Annotated in this window: 24 protein-coding genes and 1 pseudogene; 10 read left to right on the top strand and 15 right to left on the bottom strand. The window is 60.7% G+C overall.

Annotated features, from left to right (window positions below):
• The first annotated feature begins 5 nt into the window (after positions 1–5).
• Positions 6–935 (top strand): tRNA glutamyl-Q(34) synthetase GluQRS, encoded by a 930-nt coding sequence (gene gluQRS / locus BXA07_RS08270; protein ID WP_076567221.1) that lies wholly within the window; start codon positions 6–8, stop codon positions 933–935.
• Between the two features lie 137 nt (positions 936–1,072).
• Here gluQRS and BXA07_RS08265 read toward each other — a convergent pair whose 3' ends face one another.
• Complete coding sequence (locus BXA07_RS08265; protein ID WP_076567219.1) at positions 1,073–3,304, bottom strand: TonB-dependent receptor; 2,232 nt, start codon at positions 3,302–3,304, stop codon at positions 1,073–1,075.
• Positions 3,305–3,820: 516 nt separating this feature from the next.
• Between BXA07_RS08265 and BXA07_RS08260 the strand changes: the two genes are divergently transcribed.
• Positions 3,821–6,493, top strand: coding sequence for a hybrid sensor histidine kinase/response regulator (locus tag BXA07_RS08260; protein ID WP_083708105.1), 2,673 nt, complete (start codon positions 3,821–3,823; stop codon positions 6,491–6,493).
• On the top strand, positions 6,486–7,379 hold the full coding sequence (gene bla, locus BXA07_RS08255) for a class A beta-lactamase (protein ID WP_076567216.1): 894 nt from the start codon (positions 6,486–6,488) through the stop codon (positions 7,377–7,379). Before BXA07_RS08260 ends, bla begins: the two co-directional genes overlap by 8 nt.
• Here the strand turns inward: bla and BXA07_RS08250 are convergent, their stop codons facing one another.
• The 10 genes from BXA07_RS08250 to BXA07_RS08205 all read right to left on the bottom strand — a co-directional run bounded on the left by BXA07_RS08250 (position 7,380) and on the right by BXA07_RS08205 (position 17,203).
• Positions 7,380–7,814: a DUF695 domain-containing protein gene (locus tag BXA07_RS08250; RefSeq protein ID WP_076567214.1), complete on the bottom strand. Its 435-nt coding sequence runs from the start codon at positions 7,812–7,814 to the stop codon at positions 7,380–7,382.
• A 44-nt stretch (positions 7,815–7,858) separates the two neighbouring features.
• Positions 7,859–8,494 (bottom strand): hypothetical protein, encoded by a 636-nt coding sequence (locus BXA07_RS08245; RefSeq protein ID WP_139335487.1) that lies wholly within the window; start codon positions 8,492–8,494, stop codon positions 7,859–7,861.
• Positions 8,495–8,637: 143 nt separating this feature from the next.
• Positions 8,638–9,498 (bottom strand): hypothetical protein, encoded by an 861-nt coding sequence (locus tag BXA07_RS08240; RefSeq protein WP_139335486.1) that lies wholly within the window; start codon positions 9,496–9,498, stop codon positions 8,638–8,640.
• A gap of 75 nt (positions 9,499–9,573) precedes the next feature.
• Positions 9,574–10,569: an extracellular catalytic domain type 1 short-chain-length polyhydroxyalkanoate depolymerase gene (locus BXA07_RS08235; protein WP_076567209.1), complete on the bottom strand. Its 996-nt coding sequence runs from the start codon at positions 10,567–10,569 to the stop codon at positions 9,574–9,576.
• An 84-nt stretch (positions 10,570–10,653) separates the two neighbouring features.
• Positions 10,654–12,867 (bottom strand): TonB-dependent receptor, encoded by a 2,214-nt coding sequence (locus tag BXA07_RS08230; protein WP_139335485.1) that lies wholly within the window; start codon positions 12,865–12,867, stop codon positions 10,654–10,656.
• Positions 12,868–13,014: 147 nt separating this feature from the next.
• On the bottom strand, positions 13,015–13,824 hold the full coding sequence (locus BXA07_RS08225) for an alpha/beta fold hydrolase (RefSeq protein ID WP_083708104.1): 810 nt from the start codon (positions 13,822–13,824) through the stop codon (positions 13,015–13,017).
• 116 nt (positions 13,825–13,940) lie between these two features.
• Positions 13,941–14,579, bottom strand: coding sequence for a TetR/AcrR family transcriptional regulator (locus BXA07_RS08220; RefSeq protein ID WP_076567206.1), 639 nt, complete (start codon positions 14,577–14,579; stop codon positions 13,941–13,943).
• Between the two features lie 107 nt (positions 14,580–14,686).
• Positions 14,687–15,643 carry a bifunctional helix-turn-helix transcriptional regulator/GNAT family N-acetyltransferase gene (locus BXA07_RS08215; RefSeq protein ID WP_076567204.1) on the bottom strand — a complete coding sequence of 319 codons (957 nt, stop codon included), beginning with the start codon at positions 15,641–15,643 and terminating at the stop codon, positions 14,687–14,689.
• A gap of 222 nt (positions 15,644–15,865) precedes the next feature.
• Positions 15,866–16,636, bottom strand: coding sequence for an HNH endonuclease (locus BXA07_RS08210; RefSeq protein ID WP_076567203.1), 771 nt, complete (start codon positions 16,634–16,636; stop codon positions 15,866–15,868).
• A 138-nt stretch (positions 16,637–16,774) separates the two neighbouring features.
• Positions 16,775–17,203 carry a hypothetical protein gene (locus BXA07_RS08205; RefSeq protein ID WP_076567201.1) on the bottom strand — a complete coding sequence of 143 codons (429 nt, stop codon included), beginning with the start codon at positions 17,201–17,203 and terminating at the stop codon, positions 16,775–16,777.
• A gap of 128 nt (positions 17,204–17,331) precedes the next feature.
• Between BXA07_RS08205 and BXA07_RS08200 the strand changes: the two genes are divergently transcribed.
• Positions 17,332–17,826, top strand: coding sequence for a hypothetical protein (locus BXA07_RS08200; protein WP_139335484.1), 495 nt, complete (start codon positions 17,332–17,334; stop codon positions 17,824–17,826).
• Positions 17,827–17,888: 62 nt separating this feature from the next.
• Positions 17,889–18,407 carry a hypothetical protein gene (locus BXA07_RS08195; RefSeq protein ID WP_076567198.1) on the top strand — a complete coding sequence of 173 codons (519 nt, stop codon included), beginning with the start codon at positions 17,889–17,891 and terminating at the stop codon, positions 18,405–18,407.
• Positions 18,408–18,410: 3 nt separating this feature from the next.
• Here BXA07_RS08195 and BXA07_RS08190 read toward each other — a convergent pair whose 3' ends face one another.
• The gene (locus tag BXA07_RS08190; RefSeq protein ID WP_076567197.1) at positions 18,411–19,127 is read right to left on the bottom strand and encodes an SDR family NAD(P)-dependent oxidoreductase; all 717 of its coding nucleotides are present in this window, start codon (positions 19,125–19,127) and stop codon (positions 18,411–18,413) included.
• Positions 19,128–19,279: 152 nt separating this feature from the next.
• On the opposite strand from BXA07_RS08190, the gene BXA07_RS08185 reads away from it, so the two are divergent.
• A complete protein-coding gene (locus BXA07_RS08185; protein ID WP_076567195.1) occupies positions 19,280–20,584 on the top strand; it encodes an MFS transporter in 1,305 nt (434 codons plus the stop codon).
• 337 nt (positions 20,585–20,921) lie between these two features.
• A complete protein-coding gene (locus BXA07_RS08180; protein ID WP_076567194.1) occupies positions 20,922–22,502 on the top strand; it encodes an isocitrate lyase in 1,581 nt (526 codons plus the stop codon).
• Between the two features lie 149 nt (positions 22,503–22,651).
• Here the strand turns inward: BXA07_RS08180 and BXA07_RS08175 are convergent, their stop codons facing one another.
• The 3 genes from BXA07_RS08175 to BXA07_RS08165 all read right to left on the bottom strand — a co-directional run bounded on the left by BXA07_RS08175 (position 22,652) and on the right by BXA07_RS08165 (position 24,793).
• Positions 22,652–23,707, bottom strand: a complete 1,056-nt coding sequence (locus BXA07_RS08175) for a hypothetical protein (RefSeq protein WP_139335483.1) — start codon at positions 23,705–23,707, stop codon at positions 22,652–22,654.
• 254 nt (positions 23,708–23,961) lie between these two features.
• Positions 23,962–24,396: an STY0301 family protein gene (locus tag BXA07_RS08170; RefSeq protein ID WP_139335482.1), complete on the bottom strand. Its 435-nt coding sequence runs from the start codon at positions 24,394–24,396 to the stop codon at positions 23,962–23,964.
• Between the two features lie 10 nt (positions 24,397–24,406).
• Positions 24,407–24,793, bottom strand: a complete 387-nt coding sequence (locus tag BXA07_RS08165) for a BPSL0067 family protein (protein ID WP_076567189.1) — start codon at positions 24,791–24,793, stop codon at positions 24,407–24,409.
• 102 nt (positions 24,794–24,895) lie between these two features.
• Here BXA07_RS08165 and BXA07_RS08160 point away from each other — a divergent pair, with 102 nt between their 5' ends.
• From BXA07_RS08160 to BXA07_RS08150, 3 genes and pseudogenes are all read left to right on the top strand, one after another.
• A complete protein-coding gene (locus tag BXA07_RS08160; protein ID WP_244556222.1) occupies positions 24,896–25,267 on the top strand; it encodes a type II toxin-antitoxin system RelE/ParE family toxin in 372 nt (123 codons plus the stop codon).
• Positions 25,268–25,295: 28 nt separating this feature from the next.
• The gene (locus BXA07_RS08155; RefSeq protein WP_076567187.1) at positions 25,296–25,715 is read left to right on the top strand and encodes an addiction module antidote protein; all 420 of its coding nucleotides are present in this window, start codon (positions 25,296–25,298) and stop codon (positions 25,713–25,715) included.
• A 553-nt stretch (positions 25,716–26,268) separates the two neighbouring features.
• Positions 26,269–26,772 (top strand): annotated as a pseudogene (locus BXA07_RS08150) (IS3 family transposase); the annotation flags it as partial.
• Positions 26,773–26,868: the final 96 nt, after the last annotated feature.

The raw sequence follows: 26,868 nt of genomic DNA, 5'->3' as shown, positions 1-26,868 counted from the left end.
ACAGCATGCCGTCTCCGAACTCCCCCACCGCTCCCTACATCGGCCGCTTCGCCCCCTCCCCCTCCGGTCCCCTGCACATGGGCTCGCTTGTTGCCGCCATGGCCAGTTATCTTGATGCCAAGGTGCATCAGGGCACATGGTTGCTGCGTATCGAGGACCTGGACTACGACCGCAACGTCGAGGGTGCCGATATGGCGATCCTGGCCACCTTGCAGCGCTGCGGCATGGCGTGGGATGGCGAGGCGACGTGGCAGAGCCGGCGGCTGCCGCTGTACGAGGCGGCGCTGAAGCAGTTGCAGGACGATGGCCTCGTGTATGCGTGCGGCTGTTCGCGCAAGGAGATCCAGGATTCGGTGCTGCAGGCGGGCGGACCAAAGATTGGCGCCGCCGTGTATCCGGGCACCTGCCGCCATGGCTTGGCGCCGGGCAAGGCGGCGCGGGCCTGGCGGCTGCGCGTGCCGCAGGGGCCGCAAGCCGTGTACAGCTTTACGGACCGCTGGGCGGGTCCGCAGCAACAGGACCTGGCCAGCGAGGTGGGCGACTTCATCGTGCTGCGTGGCGACGGCTTTTGGGCGTATCAGCTGGCCGTGGTGGTCGATGATGGCGCGCAGGGCATCACGCAGGTGGTGCGCGGCGCGGACTTGCTCGACTCCACGCCGCGCCAGCTGTACCTGCAGGATGTGCTGCGCTTGCCCCATCCGGGCTTCTTGCACGTGCCCGTCGTCGTCAATGACAGCGGCGAGAAACTGTCAAAGCAGACGGGCGCCCTCGCCTTCGATACGGGCACCGATGCGGCCGCACTGCTGGCGTCGGCACTGCTGCCGGCGGCCCGCTTCCTCGGCCTCGACGTGCGCGCCGACAACGTGGAAGACTTCTGGCGGCAAGCCGTGCCCGCCTGGGCGCAGCGGCTGGCGCGCCTTCCCGGGCACGCATAAAAAAACCCGCCGCGGCGCGAGCCGGGCGGGTAGCAATGCAGGCGCCAGCACATGGCCGGCGCCTGGAACCGAACACTTAAGAAAACCGTAGCGAGCGGCCGCCAATCACGACGCGCAGTAGGTTTGCTTATGTGTTCTTAGAAGTTGCCTTTAAATTGCACGCCAAATTGACGTGGCTCATTGATGAAGCCCGTGCGGTTGTTGAAGTCGATGGCGCCCGTGATACGCTGGGTGTCGGTGATGTTGCGGCCGAACGCGGCCACTTCATACTTGCCGGCATCCCAGGTGTAACCCACGCGCAAGCCGCCTTCGACCATCGGTTTGCCGGTGAACTCGGTGGATTCATACAGGAAGAAATTGATCTTGCTGCGGTAAGCCCAGTCCGTGAAGACGAAGAATTCGCCGTTTTCCATCGGGATCGAATAGCGGCCCGTGGCGGTGATCGTCCACTTTGGCGCTTGCGGCAATGGATTGCCGTTGATGATGGCGTTGCCGGCGGCGTTGACCGGATCGGTGACGGTGCAGCGCTTCGGACTACAGGTAGCGATCGACAGGCTCGGATCCTTGATTTCCGTGAAGTTGTAGCTGCCGCCCAGCGACATCTTCAGGCTCGGCGTGACAAAGCCTTCCAGTTCCAGTTCCGCACCGCGGCCGTTCGTCTTCGCGGCATTGATCAGGCGCGTGATGTTCGACGTGCCACCGACCACCGTCAGTTGCTGGTTTTTCACCTGGTAGTCATACACGCTGAACGCGACGCGGGCGCGGCGGTTGAACAGGTCGGCTTTGACGCCCGCTTCGTACGAGGTGATGGTTTCCGCATCGGCCACCGTCACGGATACCTTGTCGCTGGCCGGGGCGATACTTGGCGCGCGGAAACCAGTAGCGATACGGGCGTAGAAGTTCACGTCCTTGTTGTATTTATAGGTGCCGCTCAAGTCCCAGTTGACCTTGGCTTTGCTGACATCGGCGCTGGTCGGGTTGACCTGTACGATGTTGGTCGCTTCCACCGTGTTGAAATCCTTTTTGTCCTTGGTGTAGCGCAAGCCGGCACGCAGCATGAAATCGTCGTTGACGGCGTAGTTCACCGAACCGAAGGTGGCCCAGGCACTGTTTTTCTGGCGGCTGGCCAGGTGCGAGAACAGTTGGTGCGTGTCGGTATTGAAGTTGTCGGTAAAACCGTTGGCATCTTCGTTGAAGTAGTACACGCCAGCCTGCCAGTTCAGCGGGCCGGCATTCTTCGATTCGGCACGGAATTCCTGCGAATATTGTTTCACGCTGGTGATGCCGCCAGCCGTTTCAACCTGGAAGGGAACGTCGCCCGGACCCGTCGGAGTGCCGCCGTCGATGTCGCCGTGCGACACATAATTGCCGACCTGTTCAAAACCGGTGATCGAGTACAGTTTAATACCGTCCAGGTCCCAGCTCAGGCGGGCGCTGGCGCCATTGGTGCGCAGGCGCTGGAAATTCGGCGCATTCGTGAACGACTTGTTCGGGTCGAAACCGTCGACGATGTCGTTCGTGCCTTGCTTGATCATGTTGGCGTAGAACACGCGCGCGCTGCCCGTGGTGTTGCGCTGGTGCACATTGAACAGGGCATTGAAGGTGGTGTTCGGCGCGTACAGCAGTTGCACGCGTTCCGCGTGTTCGTTGTAGCCGTCCAGCGCGTTTTGCTGGCCCGTAAACGTGTTGTCGACGTAATCGTCGCGGTGCTGGCGCAGGGTCGAGAAGCGCAGCGCCCATTCTTTGCTCAGCGGCACGTTGACGGCGCCGTCAAAGTTGGTCGTGTTGTGCGTGGCAGCGGAAACGTTGTAATAGCCTTCAACCTTGTCCAGCTTCGGCTTGACGGATTCGAACTTGACCACGCCGGCAGGCGTATTGCGGCCGAACAAGGTGCCTTGCGGGCCGCGCAGCACTTCCACGCCGGCCACGTCGAAAATCGGGTAGCCCTTGAGGATAGGATTTTCCTGCACGACATCGTCGTAAATCAGGGAAACAGGTTGCGATGCAAAGATGTTGAAGTCGGTATTGCCATAGCCGCGGATGTAGAAGCGGGGGAAGGTGCGGCCGTTCGACGATTCCACGTTCAGGCTCGGCACCTTGCCGGCCAGCACGCGGATGTCTTGTCCGCTGGAGACCAGCACGTCGAGCTTCTCGTCGCGCAGCAGCGACACGGAGACGGGCACGTCGCGGATATTTTCCTTGCGGCGCTGCGCCGTGACGGTCACGGTTTCCAGCTGGCTGGCGGCAGGGGCCGTATCAGCAGCGACTTCATCAGCATAGGCCGAGCCGATAGGCAAGGCAGCGGACAGTGCCAGCATTGCGGCGCTTTTGGCGCACAAACGCTGGTGCATCTTGGACATCTTGATCATGTGGTTTCCCAGAAGTTTAAAAAAAGAATTGCGAAATCTGTCTTTCTTGCAACCTGTCTCCGGGTTATCTACGGCGCTGGACGATCGTTTGCACCTTCACGGTGCAGCAGCGCGAGCGGATGTTCCCCCGCTCTCGGCGTCACTGGCTCTGCCCTGGCTGCCGCACAAGCGGACAGCGGTAGCGGCCGCATCTCTGGGATGTCTGATGAGCGCCAACTTTTTAGTAAGGCGCCAATTTAATTCAAGCAGCTTATGCGCGGCAAGAATATTGTTATGTAAAATATTTATTCACCAACATTCAAGGCTGGCTAGTGGTTATTCAGCCACAATACGCTCAGGAGCTTGCTGTTTTGCCCATTTTCCAGCCTTGGCGCCGCCGTTGCGCCGCGGCGGCGAAATGCTGCCTGCAAGACAGGCTCCGGCCGGGATTTGACTGTAATATCGCCATACTTGACCTTGCCGTGCTGCCCCATCCCAGTGCAGCGGCGGCGCGCCGCACCATTACGTATCCTATCCATGCCAGAACCCAGCCTGCATAGCCACGACTTGCCCACTTCCCCCGCCGCCGCCCGGGCCGCACATCTATTGCTGGGCGCCCATTGCGACATCGTCTGGAGCACGAAAACGTTCGGCCAGTTCGATGCCGACCAGCCCTCGTGGCGTGCCTTCACGGGCCAGACGGAGGCCGAACTGCTGGGCCGCGGCTGGCTCAATGCCCTGCACCCGGACGACCGCAACCTGCCTTACGTCATGCCATCGCATCTGACGACCGTGTTCGAAGCGGAATACCGGCTGCGCCACGTCAGCGGCGCCTACCGCAACGTCATCGTGCGCATGCTGCCCGTGCTGGCGCCCGACGGCAGCATCGTTGAATGGATGGGCTCGCATTGCGACGTGACGCAGCAGCGGCAGACGGAACAGCGGCTGCGCCTGGCCATGCAGGGCGGACGTATGGGCACGTGGGAGATCGACCTGGGCAGCGGCAGTATGGCGTGCTCCGACGCCTTCAAGGCCAATCTGGGCCTGCCGCCTGCCAGCAACATTGATTACGCACAACTGACGGCAGCCATGCTCGACGGCGACCTGCAGCACTGGCAAGCCGTCGTGCATGAAGCCATCGCCAGCGCCAGCGATTTCGAGGTCGAGATCCGCGTGCGCTGGCCCGACGGCTCGCTGCACTGGGCGCACATGCGCGGCACCTGCGCCAGCGATGGCGCCGGCAACGTGATCGCCCTGTCCGGCATCTCGCTCGACTTGACGGCCAGCAAGCAGAACGAGGAAACCCTGCGCCTGACCCTGGCAGCCGGTGAAGTGGCCACCTGGAACTGGGACATCGTCGCCGACCGCGTCACGGCCGACAGCAACATGGCGCGCTTGTTCCCCCTCAATGCCGGCGCTGTCGCGGCGGCGCCGCTGGCGCACTATCTGGACTTCATTCACCCCGATGAGCGTGAGCAAGTCAGCGCGCAGATTGCCCAGGCCGTGCGCGCGCATGCACCGTTCGAGGCCAGCTACCGCATCGCTGCCGGCGACGGCCGGTACCGCTCGGTCATCGCGCGGGGGCGCGTGGAATATGCGCCCGATGGCACGCCCTTGCAATTGCCGGGCGTCCTGCTCGACATCACGCGCCAGAAACAGGTGGAAGAAGCACTGCGCAGCAGCGAGGAACGCTACAGCACGCTGATCGAACTGATGGACCAGGCCTTTTGTGTCATTGAAATGCTGTACGACGCGCATGGCCGTCCCGTGGATTTCCGCTACCTGGAAGGCAATCCCGCCTTCGTCAAGCAGTCGGGCCTGGACAATGCCATCGGCAAGACCATCCGCAGCTTCGTGCCCGATCACGACCAGCACTGGTTCGACCTGTACGACCAGGTCGTCAAGACGGGCGAGCCCGTGCGCTACGAAAACGAGGCCGTGGCCATGGAGCGCTGGTTCGAAGTCTTCGCCGCGCGCCTTGGCGGCCCCGGCAGCCGCCTGCTGACGGTGCTGTTCAGCGACATCAGCGAGCGCAAGCGCTCGGAACAGCAGCTGCGCCAGCTGGCCGACAACCTGTCCGAAATGGACCGGCGCAAGACGGAATTCCTCGCCACCCTGGCGCACGAACTGCGCAATCCGCTCGCGCCCATCCGCAACGGCTTGCAGATCATGCGCCTGGCCGCCGACAAGCCCGCCACGGTGTCGCGCGTGCGCGACGTGATGGAGCGGCAAGTCAACCAGATGGTGCACCTGGTTAACGACTTGCTGGACGTGGCCCGCATCACGCGGGGGCAGATCGAACTGCGGCTGGAACGCACGGACTTGAAGACCATCATCGCCGGTGCCGTGGAAACGAGCATGCCGCTGATCGAGGCGAGCCGCCACCAGTTGCAGGTACAGCTTGCTGAAGAGCCGCTGCCGCTCGACGCCGATCCCACGCGCCTGGCGCAGGTGCTGGGCAATTTGCTCAACAATGCCGCCAAATACACGCCGGCCGGCGGCCATATCAGCTTGCGCGCCCGACGCGACGGCAACGAGGCCTTGATCGAGGTCAAGGACAGCGGCGTGGGCATTCCCGCCGAGTCGATCGCCACCGTCTTCGACATGTTCACCCAGGTGGGCCAGAACATGGGCCGCGCCCAGGGCGGACTTGGCATCGGCCTGTCGCTGGTGCGGCGCCTGGCCGAATTGCATGGCGGCAGCGCTACGGCGGCCAGCCCCGGTGCCGGCCTGGGCAGCACCTTCAGCGTGCGCCTGCCGCTGCTGGCAGAGGAGGCCCAGGCGCCCGCCGCGACGGCCGCGCCCGCCAGCGCCGCCGGCCCCCATTTCCGCGTGCTGGTGGTCGATGACAACGTCGATGCGGCCGAGACCCTGGCCGCCGTGCTCGACATGATGGGCCATGCCACGCAAGTGGCCCACGACGGCGCGCAGGCGCTGGCCGTGGCGCCGCAATTTTTGCCTGACGTCATATTCCTCGACATCGGCTTGCCCGGCATGAACGGCTACGAAGTGGCGCGCGCGCTGCGTCGGACAGCGGCCGGCGCAGCCGCCGTGCTCGTCGCATTGACGGGCTGGGGCGCCGAAAACGACCGCAGCCAATCGAGCGCGGCCGGCTTCGACCACCATCTGACCAAGCCGGCCAACCTGCTCGCCATCGGCGAACTGCTGGCCACCCTTTCCACTCCAGACATAGCTACCGACCATGACTGACTCCCCGAACCACGTCCGCCGCACCCTCCTGCTGGCCGGCGGCGCCGCCCTGCTGTGCCCGGCACCGCTGCTGTTTGCCGCGCCCGCCACCGGCCTCGCTGCCGCGCAGACGCAACTGGCCGCGCTGGAACAGGCTGCCGGCGGACGCCTCGGCGTTGCCGCCTGGCGCCAGGGCAGCGAGCAGCGCCTTGCCTACCGCGCCGACGAACGCTTTCCCCTGGCCAGCACCTTCAAGGCGATGCTGGCGGCCGCCGTGCTGGCCCGCAGCGCCAGCCAGCCGGGCTTGCTGGAACAGCAGGTGCGTTACGAGAAAAAGGAACTGGTCACCTATTCGCCCATCACGGAAAAGCATCTGGCCGACGGCATGAGCGTGGCGGACCTGTGCGCCGCCACCTTGCAGTACAGCGACAATAGCGCGGCCAATTTCCTGATGACAATACTAGGCGGGCCGCAAGCCGTGACGGCGTTTGCGCGCAGCATCGGCAACACGGTATTCCGGCTGGAGCGCTGGGAAACGGAATTGAATAGCGCCATCCCCGGCGACGTGCGCGACACGGCCAGCCCCGCGTCGATGGCGCACAGCTTGCAGCAATTGCTGTTGGGAAACAGTCTGCCGGCCCCGCAGCGCCAGCAGCTTGATAGCTGGATGCGCGGCAACACGACGGGCGACAAGCGCATCCGCGCCGGCGTGCCGGCCGGCTGGCAGGTGGCGGACAAGACGGGCTCGGGCGCGTATGGCAGCGTCAACGACATCGGCGTGGCCTACCCGCCCGGCGGCGCGCCGCTGCTGATCGCCGTGTACTACACGCGCGAACAGAAAAACGCGGACACCAACCAGGACATCATCACGGCCGCCACGCGCATCGTGACGGCTGCGCTGGCGTAATTACTTCGGCAGGGCCGCCATGAAGCCTGCATACGTGGACCAGGCGGGATCGGCCGCGCTGCGGATTTCAATCGGGAACTTTGGACGCGGCGCCAGCGCCGTGTTCAGGCGGTTGAAGAATTCTTCGCCCGACTGCGTGTAATAAATCCATTCGCGCAAGTTTTCGCCCGTCGATACCAGTGCCAGGGTGGCGAAGCCCTCTTCTTCCACCACGGGCGCCAGCGCCGCTTCCAGCTCTTCCATGTGCTCGCGCTCGTTCGGCGCGGGCATGCCCGTTTCATCCTCATAACGCCAGGCGATGATGATGCGGTCCGGCTGCGACGACAAATCCCAGTCGTCATGGAAGGCGTCGACGTAGCGGTAAATAATGGCCATCTCGTCGCTATGCGTGACGATGGTGCCCCAGCTGCGGGCGGAAGTGGAATTTTCGTTCATGGTTGCAACAGTCAAAAAGTAAAATCGGGCAAAGGGCGAGCAGTTTACAGCACTGGAGGGCAAGTCACATTCCAGGCGTCATACTGGGCGCCGCTCTTGCGCAGCCAGATGCGGGCGTAGCTGTCGCGGTCGCTCTTGAACACGAGCGCATAGCGCTCCTCGGCACGCGGGGCGGCGGCGCCCACGTCGACGGCCGCCAGCGTAAACTTCAGCGCCCGCAGCGGCGCGCAGGCCGTGTTACCCGCCATCAATAATCGCGCGCGTTCCAGCAGCGGCTTCTGGTACAGCAAGACGCCTTCCAGTTCCACATCGGGTATCCGTTGCAACATGCGCACGGGTTCGGCCACGGGGCGGCACGCGCCACGGTCGAGCCAGGCGAAGTATTCCATGCCCGCCTCTTGCCAGCCAGTGCCATGCAGCACGAACTTGGTGCGCTGCGTACGGCACAGCGCGCCATGACCGCGATACGGCGGCGTTTCCACGCTGCCCACCACTTCGCTGCCGCGGCCCCCCACGATGGGCACGCTCTCGAACACGGTGCGCGCCGCCGGTTCGCCCGGATACTGCTGCGCATAAAATGCCAGCAAGGACGCGCGCTGCTGCGCATCCACCCCCACGGCCTCGGCGGCGCTGGCGGAGATGCACACGACCGATACGGTAAAAAGCGCGACAGAGCGCATGAAATATCCTGGCATGGCATTCCTTCAATCGACGTTCAGGGGCGGGTATCGCCCAAGCGCCGATTATATAGTTACCAGGAAATGCCGGGCGGACGGCCTGTCAGGACGTGCGCAAGGTGGCCAAGGCGAAACAGACTTGATATTTAGTAAGAATCTGTCTTGCTGCGCAATACATCCATCAACAATTGCCGCTTCGCCAGCAAGGCCGGATCAAATGCCGTCCACTGCTGCAGCCGCAACGCATACGCGGGCGTCATCATCCAGCCGAACACTTCCGCCTTGTCTTCCTCGGGGCCGTAGGCGGCGTACAGGCTCACCAGGGCGGGCTGCGGGTGCCCCAGGTTCTGGAAACCCTTGCCGTAGGCCGTGGCGCCACCCTGGCCGTAGGCCGTGCCGGGCGGGTTCAGGGCCAGCCAGGCGGGGTCGCGGTAATAAAAATCGTTGAACAGCCGGTATTCGATGAAGTGGTAGTACTCGTGGTGCACGCGCAATTCCATGCCGGCGGGACATAGGGCGGCCAGCAGGTTGTCGGCATACACGACGCTGTCGATTTCCGGCGCCGGCATGGCCAGGCGGCGCTGGCCGTCCACGCTCAAGTCTTTCACCAGCACGACGTGGCGCAAGCCCGTGCGCGCGAAGACGCCGGCCGGGTAGCGCTCCATGGCCGGCAGGACGATGCTGAGCAGCAATTGCAGCCCGGCACGGTCTTGCGCCGAATCAACGAAGGCGTGCGCCTCGCTGCCGGGCATGGACAAGGTCCAGACAGGCGTCAGCTGCAAAGCCGCCAGGCGCGCCGTGGCGATGGCCTGCAGTTGCGCCACGCTGGCGTCCTTGGGGGCGACGGGGGCATAGCGCACGTTCCAGTCGCACTCGCTGCGCATGCTGTCTTGCTGGGCGGCACGCTCGAACGCTTGCGTGTAGGCAGCCGATGGCGCGGACGGGCCGCCGGCGCAGGCGGACAGCAATACAAGGGCAAGACAGGACGGCAAACGGCAAGCAGGCATGGGATCTTTCACAGGCATAAAAAATGGGGCGCAATCGCTGCGCCCCATTGTACAAGCTGCAATTTCCTCGCGGCATCAGCGCTGGTAATTCTTGAAGAAATTCCAGCTGATGACGGTGGCGTCCGGCCCCAGTTCATCGCTGAAGGGCCAGCCCGGTGGACCGCCGCTCCACGCGTGGTTCATGCCCTCGACCGTGTACTTTTGCGCGATGACGGCGCCGTTGTGCAGGTAGGTGTCAATGACGTAGCTGCGGCCGTATGGCACCGTCTGGCGCACGATGCTGTCGGCACGGTAGCGCACGCTGTCATTGTCGAGGCCATCGTCGCCAACATCGCTGGTCTGCAGGAATTGTTCGATGGTCTGTTCGCCGTTGACGGGGTTGACGACGATGTCGGAAGTACCGTGGAACACCATCGTCGGCATCAGCCGACGCGGCGAACCGGAGCAGCGCCACGCATCCTTGCCCCGCACTTTCGGGTCGAAGGAGCTGCCGTTGAACAGCGAATCGGCGGCCGTGACCATGCCGATGGCCCCCTTGTACATGCCGCCCGAATGCACCATCACGGCGGCGAACACGTCGGAGTAGCAGGCGGCCATGATGGACGCCATGGCGCCGCCGGCCGAGATGCCCGTCACGTACACGCGGCTGTCCTGCACCGCATATTTGCTCTTGACCTTGTTCAAGATGCCCATCAGCACGGCCGGCTCGCCCGTGCCCCGCTCCTGGTTCAGCGGTAACATGAAATTCCAGCAGCGCATGGGGTTGGCCGTGACGTTCTGGCGCGGGTAGACGACGATGAAGTTTTCACTGTCGGCCAGCTCGTTATAGCGGCTGACGGCGGCCATGCTGTTCGGCTCGGAACCGCAGCCATGCAGCATCAGCACGACGGGCAGCGGGGTATTCGGATTGTAATTGCTCGGCAGCCAGACCTGGTATTCGCGCGAGCCCCACAGGCTCGCGTACAGGCCGAAGTCCCATTGCCCGGCGGCAGCCGGCAGCGCGGCCAGCAAGCCGCAGGCGGCGATGAATGCGAAAAACAAATGACGCAGTTGCTGATGCAGATGTGCCATGCCAGTCTCCTGATTATTATTCACGACGAAAACAGCGACAAGGAACCGGCTTGATACACGTCAAGCCGGTACTTCTACAAGCCCTTAAAATTTGTAGCCTGCCTTGGCGATGATCTGGCGCGGCGGACCATAGAAACCGTCGAGGATGAACACGGCGGGAATGTTGTAGCCATCCGTGCGGTAGCGCTTGTTGCCCAGGTTGCTGCCATGCAGGCTGAAGGTCCAGTTCTTCGGCGCTTCCCACACGACGCCGGCCGTCCAGATGCTGTAGCCGCCCTGCGCCAGGGTTTCGCTCAAGTCCGTCGTCGGATACACCTTGCTGCGGTAGCCATAGCCGACCATGCTGCGCAAGGCGCCGCCGAACACATCGCGGTCCGTGCGCGTCACGTTCAAGCCCACTTGCCGGGCCGGCGTATTGCTGAACTTTTGCGTATCCGCAATGTTCTTGCCGCCGCTCATGAACTCGTCATAGCCGGCATCGAGCAGGGCGAGGAAACCGTTGACTTCCCACTGGCGGTTGGGCCGCCACGAGAACTCGAACTCCGCGCCTTTCACGGTCCCCTTGCCCGCATTCGTGAAGTCGCCATAGAAGCCCGGCACGCCGCCCGGCTGCACATAGCTGGTGAAGACGGACAATTGAATATCCTTGTAGCGGTTGTAGAACAGGGCCACGTTGGCGTCGAAGGTGTCGTCCGGCGCCGCGTATTTCATGCCCACTTCCAGCGCATCGAGTTTTTCATCCTTGTAGGGCCGCGCGGAATCGGGCACCACCAGGTTGTTGGCGCGCACGTTGTAGCCGCCGGACTTGAAGCCACGCGACAGGTTGCTGTAGAAATTCGTCGTCTTCGATGCTTCATAGCGCACGGAAATTTTCGGCGAGGTATTGCTCACCGACAAGGACTTGTCGAAGTCGGCCGCCGTCTGGATGGGCCGCGTAAAGCCCACGTCGGCAAAAGCGCGGTTGAGCACGATGGCGCGCTTTTCCTCGCGCGTGTGGCGCAAGCCCGCATTGATGCTCCACACCTTGCCCAGCGGCCAGGTCCAGTCCGTGTACAGCGCCGTGCTGTCCGTCTCCACCGTGCTGACGGCGGCCGTGAACTGGCGCCCCAGGAAGTTGTTGTAGATGCCGCCTCCGGCCGTGCCTTCGAAGCGGTACAGGCCGATCACGCCGGCGCCATAGTCGCCGCTGTACGAGGCCTGCAATTCCAGGCTTTTCTGCTCGTCGCGCGAGTCGCCGAAGACGTCGGCGATCGGCTGCGGCAAGCCGTCGAAGTCGATGGTTTGCTCGGAGGAACTACGCCGCTTGGCGCCGATCACTTTCACGGACCAGTCGTTCGACAAGGTGTAGTTGGCCACCAGCGAGCCACCCCGGTTATGCGTAAAGTTGTTGCCCGGCATGCCGCTCTGGATATCGTAGGCGCTGGTGCTGGCGGGACGCTTGAGCGGGTCAAACGCGCTCACACCCATGCGCTGGAAACCGCGCACGCCCGATTCGTCATCGGTGGCGTCCACGCTCAGCACGACGGTGAGCGGGATGTCCTGCGGAAAGTAGCCGACGGACAGGCGCGCGGCCGTGCTGTCCTGGTCGCTGACCTGTTCGCCGTTAAACGTGTTGCGGCCGAAGCCATCGCGGTCCAGCTTGGCAGCGGCCAGGCGCGCGCGCCAGGTGCCGCTCTCGTTGGCCACGTTGAAGGCGGCCTTGAAGTTGCGCTGATTGTAATTGCCGAGGCCCACTTCCGCCGAGGCGCCGTTTTCCTTCGCCAGCGGACGCGAAATGTACTTGATGGCGCCGCCGATGGTGTTCTTGCCATATAAAGTGCCTTGCGGGCCGCGCAGCACTTCGATGCGCTGCACGTCGAACACGTCGAGCAGCGCGCCTTGCGGGCGGGCCATGTAGACGTCGTCGAAATAAATGCCCACGCCCGGGTCCACGCCCCAGACGGGGTCGGCCTGGCCCACGCCGCGGATGAAGGCCGTCAAGGTGGTGTTGGTGCCGCGCGAGGCGTACACGGTCAGGTTCGGCACGCGCTCCTGCAGGTCGGCCAGGTTCTGGATATTCGCCCGTTCCAGGGCCTTGGCGGAAAACGCCGTGACGGCCAGCGGCACGTCCTGCAGCCGTTCTTCGCGGCGGCGGGCAGAGACCGTCACGGTTTCCATGCGTTCTTTTGCGTCGCTGGCTTCGCTGGCTTCCTGGGCGCTGACAGCAGTGGCCGGACTGGCCTCCTGCGCCTGGGCCTGGGTGGCAAACGCGCCGGCAACGGCGAGGGCGGCGGGCATCAATTTCAAAGCAAGTTTCATAGCGTCTCCAATGTCAGGCTTGCTTACCACCAGGGAAGACGGCCGGTTTGCAGAATCACAGGACGTAACGGTACCCGCGCGCAAAAAGCGTGCACCCGTCCTGCGATGACTGTTTTCCGGCCCCGGCCCGTGCGGCAAGTGGCCTGTTTATTTTGAATGTATGGCGAGGAAGGACTGCAACAAGGTATTCACACGCTGCGCCTGGTCCAGGGGCGTGGCGTGGCGCGAGTTCGCGATGATTTCAAACTCGCAATGCTGAATCTGTGCGGCAAAAGCCCGCTTGCTGGCGACGGGCGTGTAATCCTGGTCGGCCGCCATGATGAGGACGGGCATGGCCAGGGCCTGGAAATGGATGTCGATATCCCAGTGAAAGATGGCGTCGAGCGCGGCCAGGTAGGCGCGCTTGTCCATGCCCGCCATCTGCGTGGCGAAGCGCTCGACGAGGGACTGCTGGGCCGGCTCGGGAAACAGTTTCTTGCCGATGATCTTGCCCATGGCTTTCAGGCCGAAGGTGGCGATCACCGTGCGGCGCAGCCAGTAGGCAAACAGCAAGGATGCGGGCTTGCTGCCCTGGAACGGTTGCGAGTTGATCAGGCACAAACTGGCCACCCTGCCCGGGGCGCGGTTGGCCATTTCCAGGCCCACCATGCCGCCCAGCGAAAAGCCGACGACGTGCGCACGCGGCACGTCGAGCTGGTCCATCAAATTGAAAAGGTCGTTGGCGAAGTCGCCGATCTGCCAATCGCCGTTTGGCGCGGGACTGGCGCCATGGCCGCGCAGGTCGGGCACGATCAGCCGATAGCTGCTGCCAAGGGCATCGATCTGCGGACGCCAGTCTTCGGCGCAGGAACCGAGGCCGTGCAACAGAAAAATAGGCTCTGACTGCGCGGGATCTCCCTGCTCCCTGCCCAGGTCGAGGTAATGCAATGGAACATCGGATGTCGTGTGACGCCGCATTCTGTCTCCTTGCTGTTGAACATGCTTTGTGTTCAGGTGCAGGAATATGTTTTCCTGCTGTTGGAAAACATAATACGGAATCCGAATTCCGATTTCAAGTTAAATCGCTAAATATCTCAAGTCAGGTAATTTAAAGCAACACGCACCAGTTCATCCTCGAGTGCCGCGCCCGACAAAAAGGACAGCGAACCCGTCAAGGTATGCTGGTTCAGGATGCCCAGCAGCACGGGCGGTACGACCATCATCGCCTGCGTGGGGTTCGGGTGGCGGATGCTGGACGATTTGCTGGCCAGCACGGCGACCGTGCGCTGCGAGATCAGATGATTGATCTGGTGCACCTTGTCGCGGAATTGCGCATCCTGCGAACAGCGCGTGATCAGGGCGCGCAGCACGCCGCGCCGGCCCGTGTTGACGGCCACGAACATGGTCACCATGGCGCGGATGAAGTCTTCCAGGCTGCGCCCTTCCCACTGGCGCAGCTCCGTCAGGGTTTCGACCTTTTCCACCATGTCGGAAAAAAAGCGCTGCAGCAGCAAGCGGCTCAGGGTGTCCTTGTCGCCCAATAAACGGTAAAACGTGCCCACCGAGGTTTCCGCCAGTTTGGCCAGGTCGGCCACGCCGATTTCATCGAAACGGTTTTCCGCCAGCAACTGCTCCCCCACCAGCAGCAGGCGCTCGAAGGCCTGCTTGCTGCGCGCCTGGGTGGGCTCGGGTGGAACGATCATCTGCGGGAAGGGCATCGGGAAGGAAGGCATGCGGCGTCGGCGTCTCTCGATAGTGGAACCTAAGTTCCGTTATGGGAGCACGTATTGTAACGCGGGAGACGGCCGATGGGGAGCGCCGCGTGGCGCCCTGGCGTGTGCTACCTGCCCTGCCATTCCATGTAGACGTCGGCGCGCTGGTAATGGGCGTCGCCGGCCGGCCGCGCCACGTGGGTAAAACCGCTGCTTTCGTACAGGCGGATGGCGGGCGCCAGCTTGCTGTTCGACTCCAGGAACAGCAGTTGTGCGCCGCTGGCCTCGAAGGCGTCGAAAGCCCGTTCGATCAGCCGGCGCGCAATGCCCAGGCCCTGGCATGCGGGCGTGACGGCCATCTTCGACAGCTCGATGCTGGCGTCGCCAGCGCGGATCAGGGCGCAGGTGCCGACGATCTTGCCGTCCAGGCGCGCGAGGAAAATCTGCCCGCCATCGTCGAGGATCGAGCGTTGCGGATCGGACAGCACCTTGTCATCGAGCGCCTCGACATAAAAGTAGCGCTCCAGCCAGGCGATATTGAGGCGCTTGAAGTCGGCAGCGTACTGGGCGTCGTACGCGATGATCTCCACGGCGGCCCGCTCGCGCTGGCGCCGGCAAGCGGCGATGGTCTCGCCAAAGCCTTGCGCCTGCAAGCGCGCTTCGGCCCGGTCCAGGCTGGCCATCAGCTGCGGCGTGCCCTGCTCGAACACCGTATCGACGGCGGCGCGCACGTCGTCCCACAGGGGCGCCATGTTGCGCAGCAAGGCCTGCCCGGCGTCGGACAGCGCCAGCAGGCGGCGCCGCTCGTCCTTGGCATCCGGCAGCTCCGCCACGACGCCCGCGTCGAGCAGCTTGCGCCCCAGCTGCACCACCACCGGATGCGTCTGCCCGATCTGCGCGGCCAGGGCCGTAATCGCCGTGGGGCCATTGTCGCGCAGCAGCAATAACAAGGGAAAACAACGCGACGTCAGCTCGACGCCGGCCGCCAGATAGCTGGTATCGACACCGCCATACAGTTGATCGGAAAGACGGCGCAGGCGGCTGGCCAGCATCAGCGAGCCATAGGTTTGCAAATTGGAAGACATGTTGAAAGGATGTATGTAAGTAGTTACGTATACCCTAACGTAAACCATCATCCTGGGTCAAGAGGCTGAGGATGCTGCGTGAGTGCAAAGATGCTGATCTGCAGAAGATTGAAAGGACAGCGCTCGAAACATAGGGATATGTTCAAGCAGATGCACGAAATGAGAAAACTGAATCGCGGTTAAACAAAAGCAAAGCCGACCATTCAGGACGTATTGATACGTTCATTCGGATTTATTCTGAAATAATTCCCACTGTTGATAAATTGCTGCAACAGACGGCTTACTATCCTCAGCATGCGGCACAAAAGGAGTCTTTCCTTGCAACACTCGATAAGTTTCATCTGCAATACTTTCGTTTACAACGATGCTATTGTCGTGCGGATGAATCGCAATCAATCCCAAATCCCATAGCGAATGGATGTCTGCACGAAGAAGGATGCCATTTTTCTTGAGATTTGTAGCTGGACCGAGATAGGGGGTGATGTGGGCCGCTTCAAGTATTGATAAAACACCACATCCTGTGATCGCACATTTGGCACCATACACTTCTATAAGTTCTTTCCGAAATTTCGGCTGCCCACGCCGCACAACGATCTCCCGAAGCACCTTGTTACGAGCATCATTCTGATCCTTAGGGGAGAATTCCGACTGTATAGTAGCTGTCACCTCTAATGCAGAAATCTGCTTCGAAAAGTGGCCGTTTGCAACTATGGTCCCCGCCAAGGTTTCGCCAAGAAAATCCGCATACTTCCGCAACGCCGCGGCGTACATACCATGGCCACGTAAATTTCGATCTTCGAACTCCGGCGTGATTACGATTTTCTCAGAAATAGATGCAAAAATATCCGTATCGGCAATTTCGTACAAAGAGTCCGCCTCAACGATTCTGTGCATTCGCGCCCAGGTTGTCAAAGGGCCAGCAATCGCACTCCTATATTTTTCTGCGGTTGATGTCGAAAGGCCTTCGGAAATCATCCACTCTTCAAATTCCATATATTCATCCACAAGTAAGTTTCATTGAGACAATAACACTTACTTGGTTGATCGACATTATTGCAATCAGAATATTCCATCGAAGATTGATAATGCAGCATATTGAGGTAGCCAATTCAGACACGCGAAGACTTTCACTTATTCCTCCTCATCGGCCAGCGCCGCCTGCAGCCTGGCCCGGAAAACGGTCCCGACCACCTCCCCCAGCCCCGGCCACACCTGCGTCAGCCAGCGCCTGCCCTCCTCGCTCACCTCCACGTACGGCGCGTCGCGCGTGGCGCAGTCCAGGCCGATGGCGATGACTTGCCCCGCATCTTCCAGGCCGCCGGCGATCATGGCATCGATGGGGAATGCGATCAGCCCGGCGCTCAGATGCGGACGCAGCACGCAAGCGTGCGCGATGATGGCGAACGATGCTTCCACGTAACTCCAGCAATTGGTGGGCCAGTGGGCGTTTTTCACGTTGTCCAGGAAGACAGCGTCAGTGATCGTTTCAGGATGGGCTTGCGCCCGCGCATAAAAAGCGGCCAGGGCGGCGAGTTGGGGCGGGGAAGTCCAGGTGGGCATCAACTTGATCCAGGTAGTGCCACGCGAGGCTGGCGGCAAAAGCGGACTGTAGCATGTTCAATCAGCACGCTGAAATACCGATGAACGGGGCATAATCATGGCCGACGCCACTCTCGCCAGCCACCGCCATGCCAACCGCCTTTGAACTCTGGAAAGCCGAATTGCTAATTGTGGGCAACATCATCCAGGATGGCGACGCCGTCACGCCGCCCGATGAAGCCCAGCGGCGCTTCCAGCGCTACTGCGCCATGCTTGACGCGCTGACGGGGAATGAAGGCGCGCACTACGCGCTGGCCATTGTTCAGTCAGTTCAAGCCGAGCACGATTACGGCGCCTACCAGACAGCCAGCCGCGCCGCCTGGCGTTTCGGCGAGACCGCGTATTGCACCGCCCTGCTGCACGAATTGCCGCGCCTGATCGCCACCTTGCCCGACTGGGCCGGCGACTTTCTCGTCGGTATCGCCAACGGCGCCGGCACGCCCCAGGCCTCGGCGATTAGCTGCTTCAACACCCTGCTGGCCGCCGCGCCGCCCGCACAGCAGGCGCTGATCACGGCATTTATTGACCAGGAAGAAGACGATGGCTGGTTCGAGCATTGCCCGGGCGTGCTGGGACAGCCGTAAGACCCAGCTGTCTGCGCATGCGCGCCAACCATCATGACATGTTTATATCAGGAAGAAAACCCATGCTGCTATCACTCGACGATCCCATCTGGCCCACCCTGGAAGGCGGCTACCGCATGCCCTACGACGCGGCCGGGGCGCTCAAGGCCATGCAGGCGGGCGAGGATGTCTGGCATGAGCTGTGGGAAGAGCTGCACCACCAGGGCGACGTGGGCGTCGCCTCGTATGCGGCCGTGCCCCAGCTCGTCCACCTGCTGGGCAACGCACAATCACGCGAGGAAGATTTCTATGCGCTCATCGCCCTGATCGAGCTGGAGCGCCACCGCCCGCACAATCCGCCGCTGCCGGACTGGCTGGCCGCCAGCTACCAGGCGGCCTGGGCGCAACTGCCCGCCATCGCCGCGCGCGACCTGCAGGGCCAGTTTGACCCCGTCATGCTCGAATCCGTGTTCGCCGTGCTGGCCCTGGCCAAGGGCCAGCTGCGACTGGGCGCGCTGCTGCTGCACATGGACTCGTCCGAAGCGGATGAGTGGCTGGAAGAGCGTCTCGGCTGGAGCGAAGTCTATGGCGCAGACGCCTAGGAGTTAAAAACGCTCGTCGCGCAGCGCCGGCAGCACCAGTTCGCGCACGAACGAAGCATTCGACAAGCTCAGCAGCATACGCACGACGGCGACGACGTCATGCACGGGAACCAGCTCGCCTTCGCCCCGCGCGGCGGCGTCCGCCAGCGGCACGGACAAGCCGTCGTAGGTATTCAGATAACCGAGCTGCAGCGCCGTCACGGCCAGCCCCTGTGCGCGGAAACCTTCACGCAAGGCATCGGCGATGCCGTTCAGGGCGAATTTCGAGGCGCTGAACGTCACTTCCGGGCGGCCGCTCTGGCGCAGCCCGGACGTCGATCCCGTGAGTATCAGCTGCGGCTTGTTGCTGCCTAGCAAGCGCGGCACCAGGCGCTTGAGCAGCAGAATGGTCGCCGTGATGTTGGTATTGACCATGTCGACGATGGTGTCGTCCGCATCACCGAGGAAAGCGTAGTCATCGCTGAAGGCCTTTTCTTCCCATATGCCCAGGTTGTAGATCACCGCGTCCAGCGCGGCGGGCGCTTCGTGGGCGATGCGTTCGACGGCCTCGGCGGGTACGGCCAGGTCCGCCGCGATCCATTGCAGCCGTGTACCTGGGCCGGCAGGCAAGTCGGCGGGTTGCTGGCGCGATACGCCGATGACGGCATGCCCGTCAGCGAGCAAACCGTCCACCAGCGCGCGTCCCAGGCCCCGGCTGGCGCCCACGATCATGATGTGCATACTGTGTCCTTTCCAATGAAGTCAACGCTGATGATAGCGACGTTGTATTAAGCACAGCTGAGGCTGATCCCCGTACGCGCCGCATTTACTCACGCGGCGGAAATGCGTATGCTAGATCGGGCAATCTCCGATAACACACAAGAACGAGACACATGCCTACTTCCAACACCGCCGCCATCCACGCCGCAAGCCGTCCCCTCACCCAGCAAGACTACAAGACCCTGTCGCTGGCCGCCCTCGGCGGCGCGCTGGAATTCTACGATTTCATCATCTTCGTCTTCTTTGCCAACGCCATCGGCCAATTGTTCTTCCCGCCGGAAATGCCGGAATGGCTGCGCTTGCTGCAAACCTTCGGCATCTTCGCCGCCGGCTACGTCGTGCGTCCGCTGGGCGGCATCGTCATGGCGCACTTCGGCGACTTGCTCGGCCGCAAGCGCATGTTTACCCTCTCCATCCTGATGATGGCCGTGCCGACCCTGCTGATCGGCCTGCTGCCCACCTACGCCAGCATCGGTCTGGCGGCACCGCTGCTGCTGCTGTTGATGCGCGTCTTCCAGGGCGCGGCCGTGGGCGGCGAAGTGCCGGGCGCCTGGGTGTTTGTGTCCGAACACGTACCGAGCCGTTTCACGGGCTTTGCCTGCGGCGTGCTGACGGCCGGCCTGACGGTGGGCATCCTGCTCGGTTCGCTCGTGGCGACGGGATTGAATACCGTCTACACGCCGGCAGAAATCACCGACGGCGCCTGGCGCTATCCGTTCTTGCTGGGCGGTATCTTCGGCTTTGGCGCCATGTATCTGCGCCGCTGGCTGCATGAAACCCCGGTCTTCGCGGAAATGCAGCAGCGCAAGGCGCTGGCCACGGAAATGCCTTTGAAATCCGTGCTGCGCAGCCACCGCGGCGCCGTCGTCGTATCGATGCTGCTGACGTGGATGCTGTCGGCCGGCATCGTCGTCGTCATTTTGATGACGCCCGCCCTGCTGCAAAAGATCCACCACATCGCCCCGCGCACCACCTTGGTCGCCAATACCGTGGCGACCCTGTGCCTGGCCTTCGGCTGCATCATCGCCGGCATGCTGGCCGACCGCCTGGGCGGCAAGCGCGTGATCTTCATCGGCTCCGTGCTGCTGGCCATCAGTACCTATATCTTCTACACGACGATAGGCAGCCGCCCCGACCTGCTGCTGCCCCTGTACGCGATGACGGGCCTGTTCGTCGGCGTCGTCGGCGCCGTGCCCTACGTGCTGGTGCAAGCATTCCCGGCCCAGGTGCGTTTCTCGGGACTGTCGTTTTCCTACAACTTGTCGTATGCGATATTCGGCGGCCTGACGCCCGTGGTCGTGACCCTGATGCTGAAGAACAACGTGCTGGGCCCCGCCTATTACGTGATCGGCGTGTGCGTGATCGGCATGCTGACGGCCCTGTTCATCAAGGATCAGCGGCAGACCGTGGGACGTTAAATCAGCCGCCAGCGGCCCAGGCCACCTTCGGGTGGCTTTTTTTACGCCCCGATTTGTCGCGCTGCACCAAATTCTGAAAAGACGTTTCACATCGCGAAATTTCGAACAGCGGACTCATCAATTAATTCTCTCACTTTTTGAAAATTCATTTCACATCATGAAAAATAATAATTAAACCGTTGAAAAACAAAGACTTAATTTAAGTTATATGTCTTATATAAGACTTGAAGATCAGCGCGAATCGGCCTACTATTTAGTCATGCAGTTTGCTTCGACAAGACGTTGTGGCGCACTCGGCGATTTTCTCAAACATAGCTTTTCTTTTTAGGAGATTCACATGTCCCAATATCAAGACGACATCAAGGCTGTTGCTGGTTTGAAAGACCAACAAGGCAGCGCATGGAACGCCATCAATCCCGAGTCCGCCGCCCGCATGCGCGCCCAGAACAAATTCAAGACGGGCCTGGACATCGCCAAGTACACGGCGAAGATCATGCGTAACGACATGGCTGCCTACGATGCGGACCCATCCAAGTACACCCAGTCGCTCGGTTGCTGGCATGGTTTCATCGGTCAACAGAAGATGATCTCGATCAAGAAGCACTTCAACAGCACCGACCGCCGCTACCTCTACCTGTCCGGCTGGATGGTCGCCGCCCTGCGCTCCGAGTTCGGCCCGCTGCCGGACCAGTCGATGCATGAAAAAACCGCCGTCTCGGCACTGATCAAAGAGCTGTACACTTTCCTGCGCCAGGCCGATGCCCGCGAACTGGGCGGCCTGTTCCGCCAGTTGGACGCGGCCCAAGGTGCTGAGAAGCAAGCCATCCAGGCCAAGATCGACGGCCACGTCACCCACGTCGTGCCCATCATCGCCGACATCGACGCCGGTTTCGGCAATGCCGAAGCAACCTATTTGCTGGCAAAACAGTTCATCGAAGCGGGCGCTTGCTGCATCCAGATCGAAAACCAGGTGTCCGACGAGAAACAATGCGGCCACCAGGACGGCAAAGTCACGGTGCCGCACGAAGACTTCCTGGCCAAGATCCGCGCCATCCGCTACGCCTTCCTGGAACTGGGCGTGGACGACGGCATCATCGTCGCCCGCACGGACTCCCTGGGCGCCGGCCTGACCAAGCAGATCGCCGTGACGAATGAACCAGGCGACCTGGGCGACCAATACAATTCCTTCCTCGACTGCGAAGAAGTGTCGGCCGACGCGCTGGGCAATGGCGACGTCATCATCAAGCGCGAAGGCAAGCTGCTGCGTCCAAAACGCCTGCCGAGCAACCTGTTCCAGTTCCGCGCCGGTTCCGGCGAAGAGCGTTGCGTCCTCGATTGCATCACCTCGCTGCAAAACGGCGCCGACCTGCTGTGGATCGAAACGGAAAAACCGCATATCGCGCAAATCGGCGGCATGGTCAGCGAAATCCGCAAGGTCATCCCGAACGCCAAGCTGGTGTACAACAACAGCCCGTCGTTCAACTGGACCCTGAACTTCCGCCAGCAGGTCTACGACGCGATGAAAGCCGCAGGCAAGGATGTGTCCGCCTACGAACGCGCCCAGCTGATGAGCGTGGAATACGACCAGACGGAACTGGCATTGGCGGCCGACGAAAAGATCCGCACCTTCCAGGCCGACTCGGCCCGCGAAGCCGGCATCTTCCACCACCTGATCACCCTGCCGACCTACCACACGGCCGCCTTGTCGACCGACAACCTGGCCAAGGAATACTTCGGCGACCAGGGCATGCTGGGCTACGTGGCCGGTGTACAGCGCAAGGAAATCCGCCAGGGCATCGCCTGCGTGAAACATCAAAACATGTCCGGCTCGGACATCGGCGACGATCACAAGGATTACTTCAGCGGCGAAGCAGCGCTCAAAGCTGCCGGTAAAGACAACACGATGAACCAGTTCTGAGCTTTTGGCTTGACTGTGGAGTGACAAAAGCCCGCTTCGGCGGGCTTTTTTGCGTTTGCGCTACGGGCGGGCGGCAGCAGCCCGGTGATGGGCCTGACAGTCATCGTTCACTGTGCGCTTGCCGCAGTCAAAAGCTCAACAATGCAATGTTAACGAGCCTTGCGAATATAATATTCTCGCACAATACCTTCGCTATCTTTCTGCTTGTTGACAACTAGCCAGCCTGCACTTTTCAGGTCTGTCAAATTGATCTTGCCGCCAAATTGACAATCAATGTCGACAGAATCTGGATCCAATTTGACCATGTAGGTACCAAACTCCAGTCGCTTGCACGAATCCTCTGAGCCACGCTTTGCCGTTGACATCTCCGCCAACAATTTTGCCTTCCGCTCGGTCTCTTTTTCAGATGCAATTCTGAATTTCTCTGCCGCAACCCGTTCAGCCTGTTCTTTCTGCTTCTGTTGCGCCAAAATCGCCTCTTCGAATTTGGCAATTTGCTGCTTTCCATCCTCTTCAGTCAGGAAGGTTACTTCAAAGCTGGACAAATCGTCCTGGCCAAGCAGCAGGGAGTCATTTCTATTTTTACCAGGATAGGTAGTCCCATTGAACTGAGTAATGGCGCGCCAATAATCAGTGGATTCATGCTCTTTAAATGGGTAGCGGCCCTGATAACTTTTATCGATGAACTGAGTATTATCGACCAGCGTGGTAAGCAATTTACCGATGCCACGTACATTTCCCGATTGCTGATAATGGAAGGAGCGGACCTGCTTCCAATCCACTGTTTTATCCTTCCCCAGCATGGCCGATGTGTGCGTAAATTTTATATCCAGTGCAGCAAGATCAAACACTTCCTGCGTCCGCTGGCCACCCAAGGTAACGCTTTCTACCAGCATCAGCTTGGGGGATTTATTATCAGAAAAATAGCTAATGTAAAGACGGCTATTCTTTTGCCGTTCCAGATCATTGAGCGCGGCGGTGACTTCAGCATCGACCGCTGGCAACTCAGACTTTGCCTTCCTGAACTCCTTGACGATGGCAGAACCCGCAGCCGGGTTACTCTTGAGACAAGCAACGGCTTCCAGCAGTTCGCTTTTAGTGCTCTTACCCTGATAACAAGCTGTAGCCGATGCTTGCGTCCAAGAAAGATTTTGCCCTATGGAAAACACAGGCACGAATAACAGAGCGATTACTATTTTTTTCAATTGGTCCACCTTAGGTATTTGAAAATATTACTTATACGGCATCTTGTGCTGTCAATATATTATAAAATTTTCTCATGGGCAATAAAATTGGCATAAAAATGGCTACCGAGGGCAGGAAATATCTAGGCCGTTTGTGAGTTCTTGCTGATTCCTCCATACAGCGCCCAAACCGCAAGCGAAGAATGCCGCTCAGTGCAGGCTGAGCGGCATTGTTTATGCTTTATTGACATACCGCAAATGCGATAGCGCCGAGGCTAACTGCAATCGATATCGATCTCGTTCTGCCCCGCCTTGCGGCCTTTCCTGTAGGTAAATTCGCACAGGCTGATGCTGTCGTCCATTCTCCTCGACAGCGTGACTTCGCCATGCACGCCATAGCTGCATTGCAGCCATTTACCGTCTGGATAGCGGCCTTCCAGCCGGTAGCTGAGCGTCGTTTGCCCTTTCTTCCTGCGCTCTCCGCTGGGTACGAGCTGTCCCCTGCGCGCCGGCGCGCCGTCGATCGGCGCCGCGGCACTCAGGTAGAGCGGGCCGCCGATATACGGCGTCCAGCCGGCCGGCACGGCGTTCAGGCTGATCGATGCCTCGGGCACGCTGTCCGGGCAAGCGTGGGCGGCGGGCATCGCCGCCTGCGCGAACACAGGCATTAGGCAGCAGGCGATGCCGTTCAAGCAACGTTGACGTTGCACGGATGCTCCCCTATTCGATGACGAAAAAAGCGTCGGCATTGTTGCTGGGATCGATATACAAGCCATTCTTGTAGCGGCCTTTGGAACGCAAGGTCCGCGACGTCACGAGAGGCGGGCGCTTGTCCTTCCACTGATCCATGACAAGGATGCCGTCCAGCGCCTGCCCCATATACAGGGCCGCGTGATTGCCATGTTGTTGATTCGCATACTTGCCGTTGACAAACGTGGCAATGGCCGTGCCCTTGCGCAGCAAACAGTTCCCCAGCACCGCCTCGCCCTGCTTCCAGGTCAGGGTAGCTGGGGCGCCCGCGTACAGACGAACCAGCGCCACGCATTGATGGTTGCCCACCATGGCGGTTTTTTCCAGGTCGGTGACTTTGGTATAGGTGTAGGACATGGGGCTTTCCGGGCTTGGTGGGAGAGGCTTACGATACATGCAGGAAACTGTGAGGGGGTTGAGATGGGATAAGGTTTGCGGGGGAGTAAGGGTTACGCAAATTTGATTGCGTATCTGTATTCGAATGAATACAATGATTCCCTGAAGACGGTCAAAAAAACCAAGCACTTCAGCGACTGGTTGTCCGATATCAAGGATGCCAAGACAAAGGCAATCATCGCTCAGCACATTGTCCGGTTGGAAAACGGGCTGGGTGACGTGAAGGCAGTTGGTGGTGGCGTGCGTGAACTGCGCATTGATGTAGGGCCAGGTTGGCGTGTCTACTTCATTGAAGTTGAAGGCTACGTGATTGTGTTGCTCGTGGGAGGCAACAAGAGCACCCAGGCTGCCGACATCAAGAAGGCCAGGCAAATGGTCAACGATTTGAAGAAGTCTGCCGCAGAGAAAACCGTCGCCAAACCGACAAAACAATAGCGACCCGAAACAATACAGGAGGTGCATCATGACTGAGCACAACATCACGCTGTCCGACCTCGAAGGGCTGGATCTGCAAGACTTCGACCCAGCGGAATACATCACCAGCGATGAGGCCGCCGCCGCCTACATCACGCAAGCGCTGGCAACCAACGACGCCGCCATATTTGCCGCCGCCATTGGCGATATCGCGCGTGCGCGCGGCATGACGGAAATCGCCAAGGCGGCTGGCCTGGGGCGCGAAAGTCTGTACAAGGCACTGCGCCCGAATAGTCAGCCGCGCATGGAAACCATGACCCGCGTACTGGGTGCGCTTGGGGTGAGGCTGGTGGCGGAGGCTGTTGGGTCTGGAAAGGGAGGTACGGTGAGTGGCGTTGCAAAAAAAGAGGCAGCGTTGAAACCGCGCTCGGGGGGCAAGCCGGCGGCAGCGAAGCCAGCAGCTGCCTAGGGCTAGGCCTGCCATTCGGATATGGACTGATGCGTTGGGCGCCGTAGAAACCTATTGGGGGCCTCGTTGGCATAATTTCATAACCTATCGAGGAAGTTGAAGGGGCGGCCATACTGGCCCGGCCTTCGTCGAATCGAGCAACTGCTGCCTGCTGCGCGAGTAGCTTCACACGCCAAGGGCGTACATTCTCGGTTTTGATCACGTTCTCGACTGTGAGGGCCTATACCGTGCACAATACCTCAGCCCGTGTATGAGAGAGGGGGATTCGAATCATGGCTGAAAATGCGCATGGATAGCCGATTTCGACGGATATTAACTTGAAGAATGCCCTCAACGAAACCCTTACCAAAAAGTTGCCTACCACACCATGAATTAATGCAACAAAAAATATCCATTCGAGTTAAGGATTCAAAATGATTGTGTCGGTGATTTAATCGTCGCCAGATACGCAAACCATCTCGTCGGGTTAGTAGCAGGTGTTCCGGCAGCGGCTGACGCGCCGCCTTGGCGCGCGCGGGCGCGGCGGCAGCAGGCAATTCCTGTTCGCTGACACCAGCCTGGCAACCATGCCTATAAGCAGGCTACGGTGGAGCGGGTCGATATTCCGAACCACCTCAATCGTGAATTCACAGTGGAGGCGCAAAATCAGGTCTGGTGCGGGGACATCACCTATGTCTGGGCGCAAGGCCGATGGTATTACTTGGCAGTGGTGTTGGATTTGTTCGCTCGCCGAGCGGTGGGTTGGGCATTCTCGCTACGCCCCGACGCCGACCTTGTTGCGCAAGCGCTAGAAATGGCTTACGAGCAACGAAGTCGACCGCAAGGGCTGCTGTTTCATTCGGATCAAGGTAGCCAGGGCGGATTCCGTCAGCGTTTGTGGCGCTATCGGATACTACAGAGTATGAGCCTGCGGCGAAATTGTTGGGATAACTCCCCGATGGAACGACTATTCCGTAGCGTCAAAACGGAATGGCTACCGTCAACTGGTTACGTGACGGTACAAGAAGCACAACGGAACATCAGCCACTATCTGATGCACCGGTATAACTGGATACGGCGTAAGCGTAAAGCCAGCGCCGTCTTTACCTCGACTACTCCTGCCAGCATGATTTGAGGTTGAGACACAAATCGATTGTGTCCACAAACTCGATTA

This window comes from Janthinobacterium sp. TND4EL3 (assembly GCF_900156175.1).
In the GTDB taxonomy this organism is placed as follows: domain Bacteria; phylum Pseudomonadota; class Gammaproteobacteria; order Burkholderiales; family Burkholderiaceae_D; genus Janthinobacterium.
Note: the sequence above shows the minus strand (reverse complement) of the source record. Positions and strands in the feature narration are given on the sequence as shown.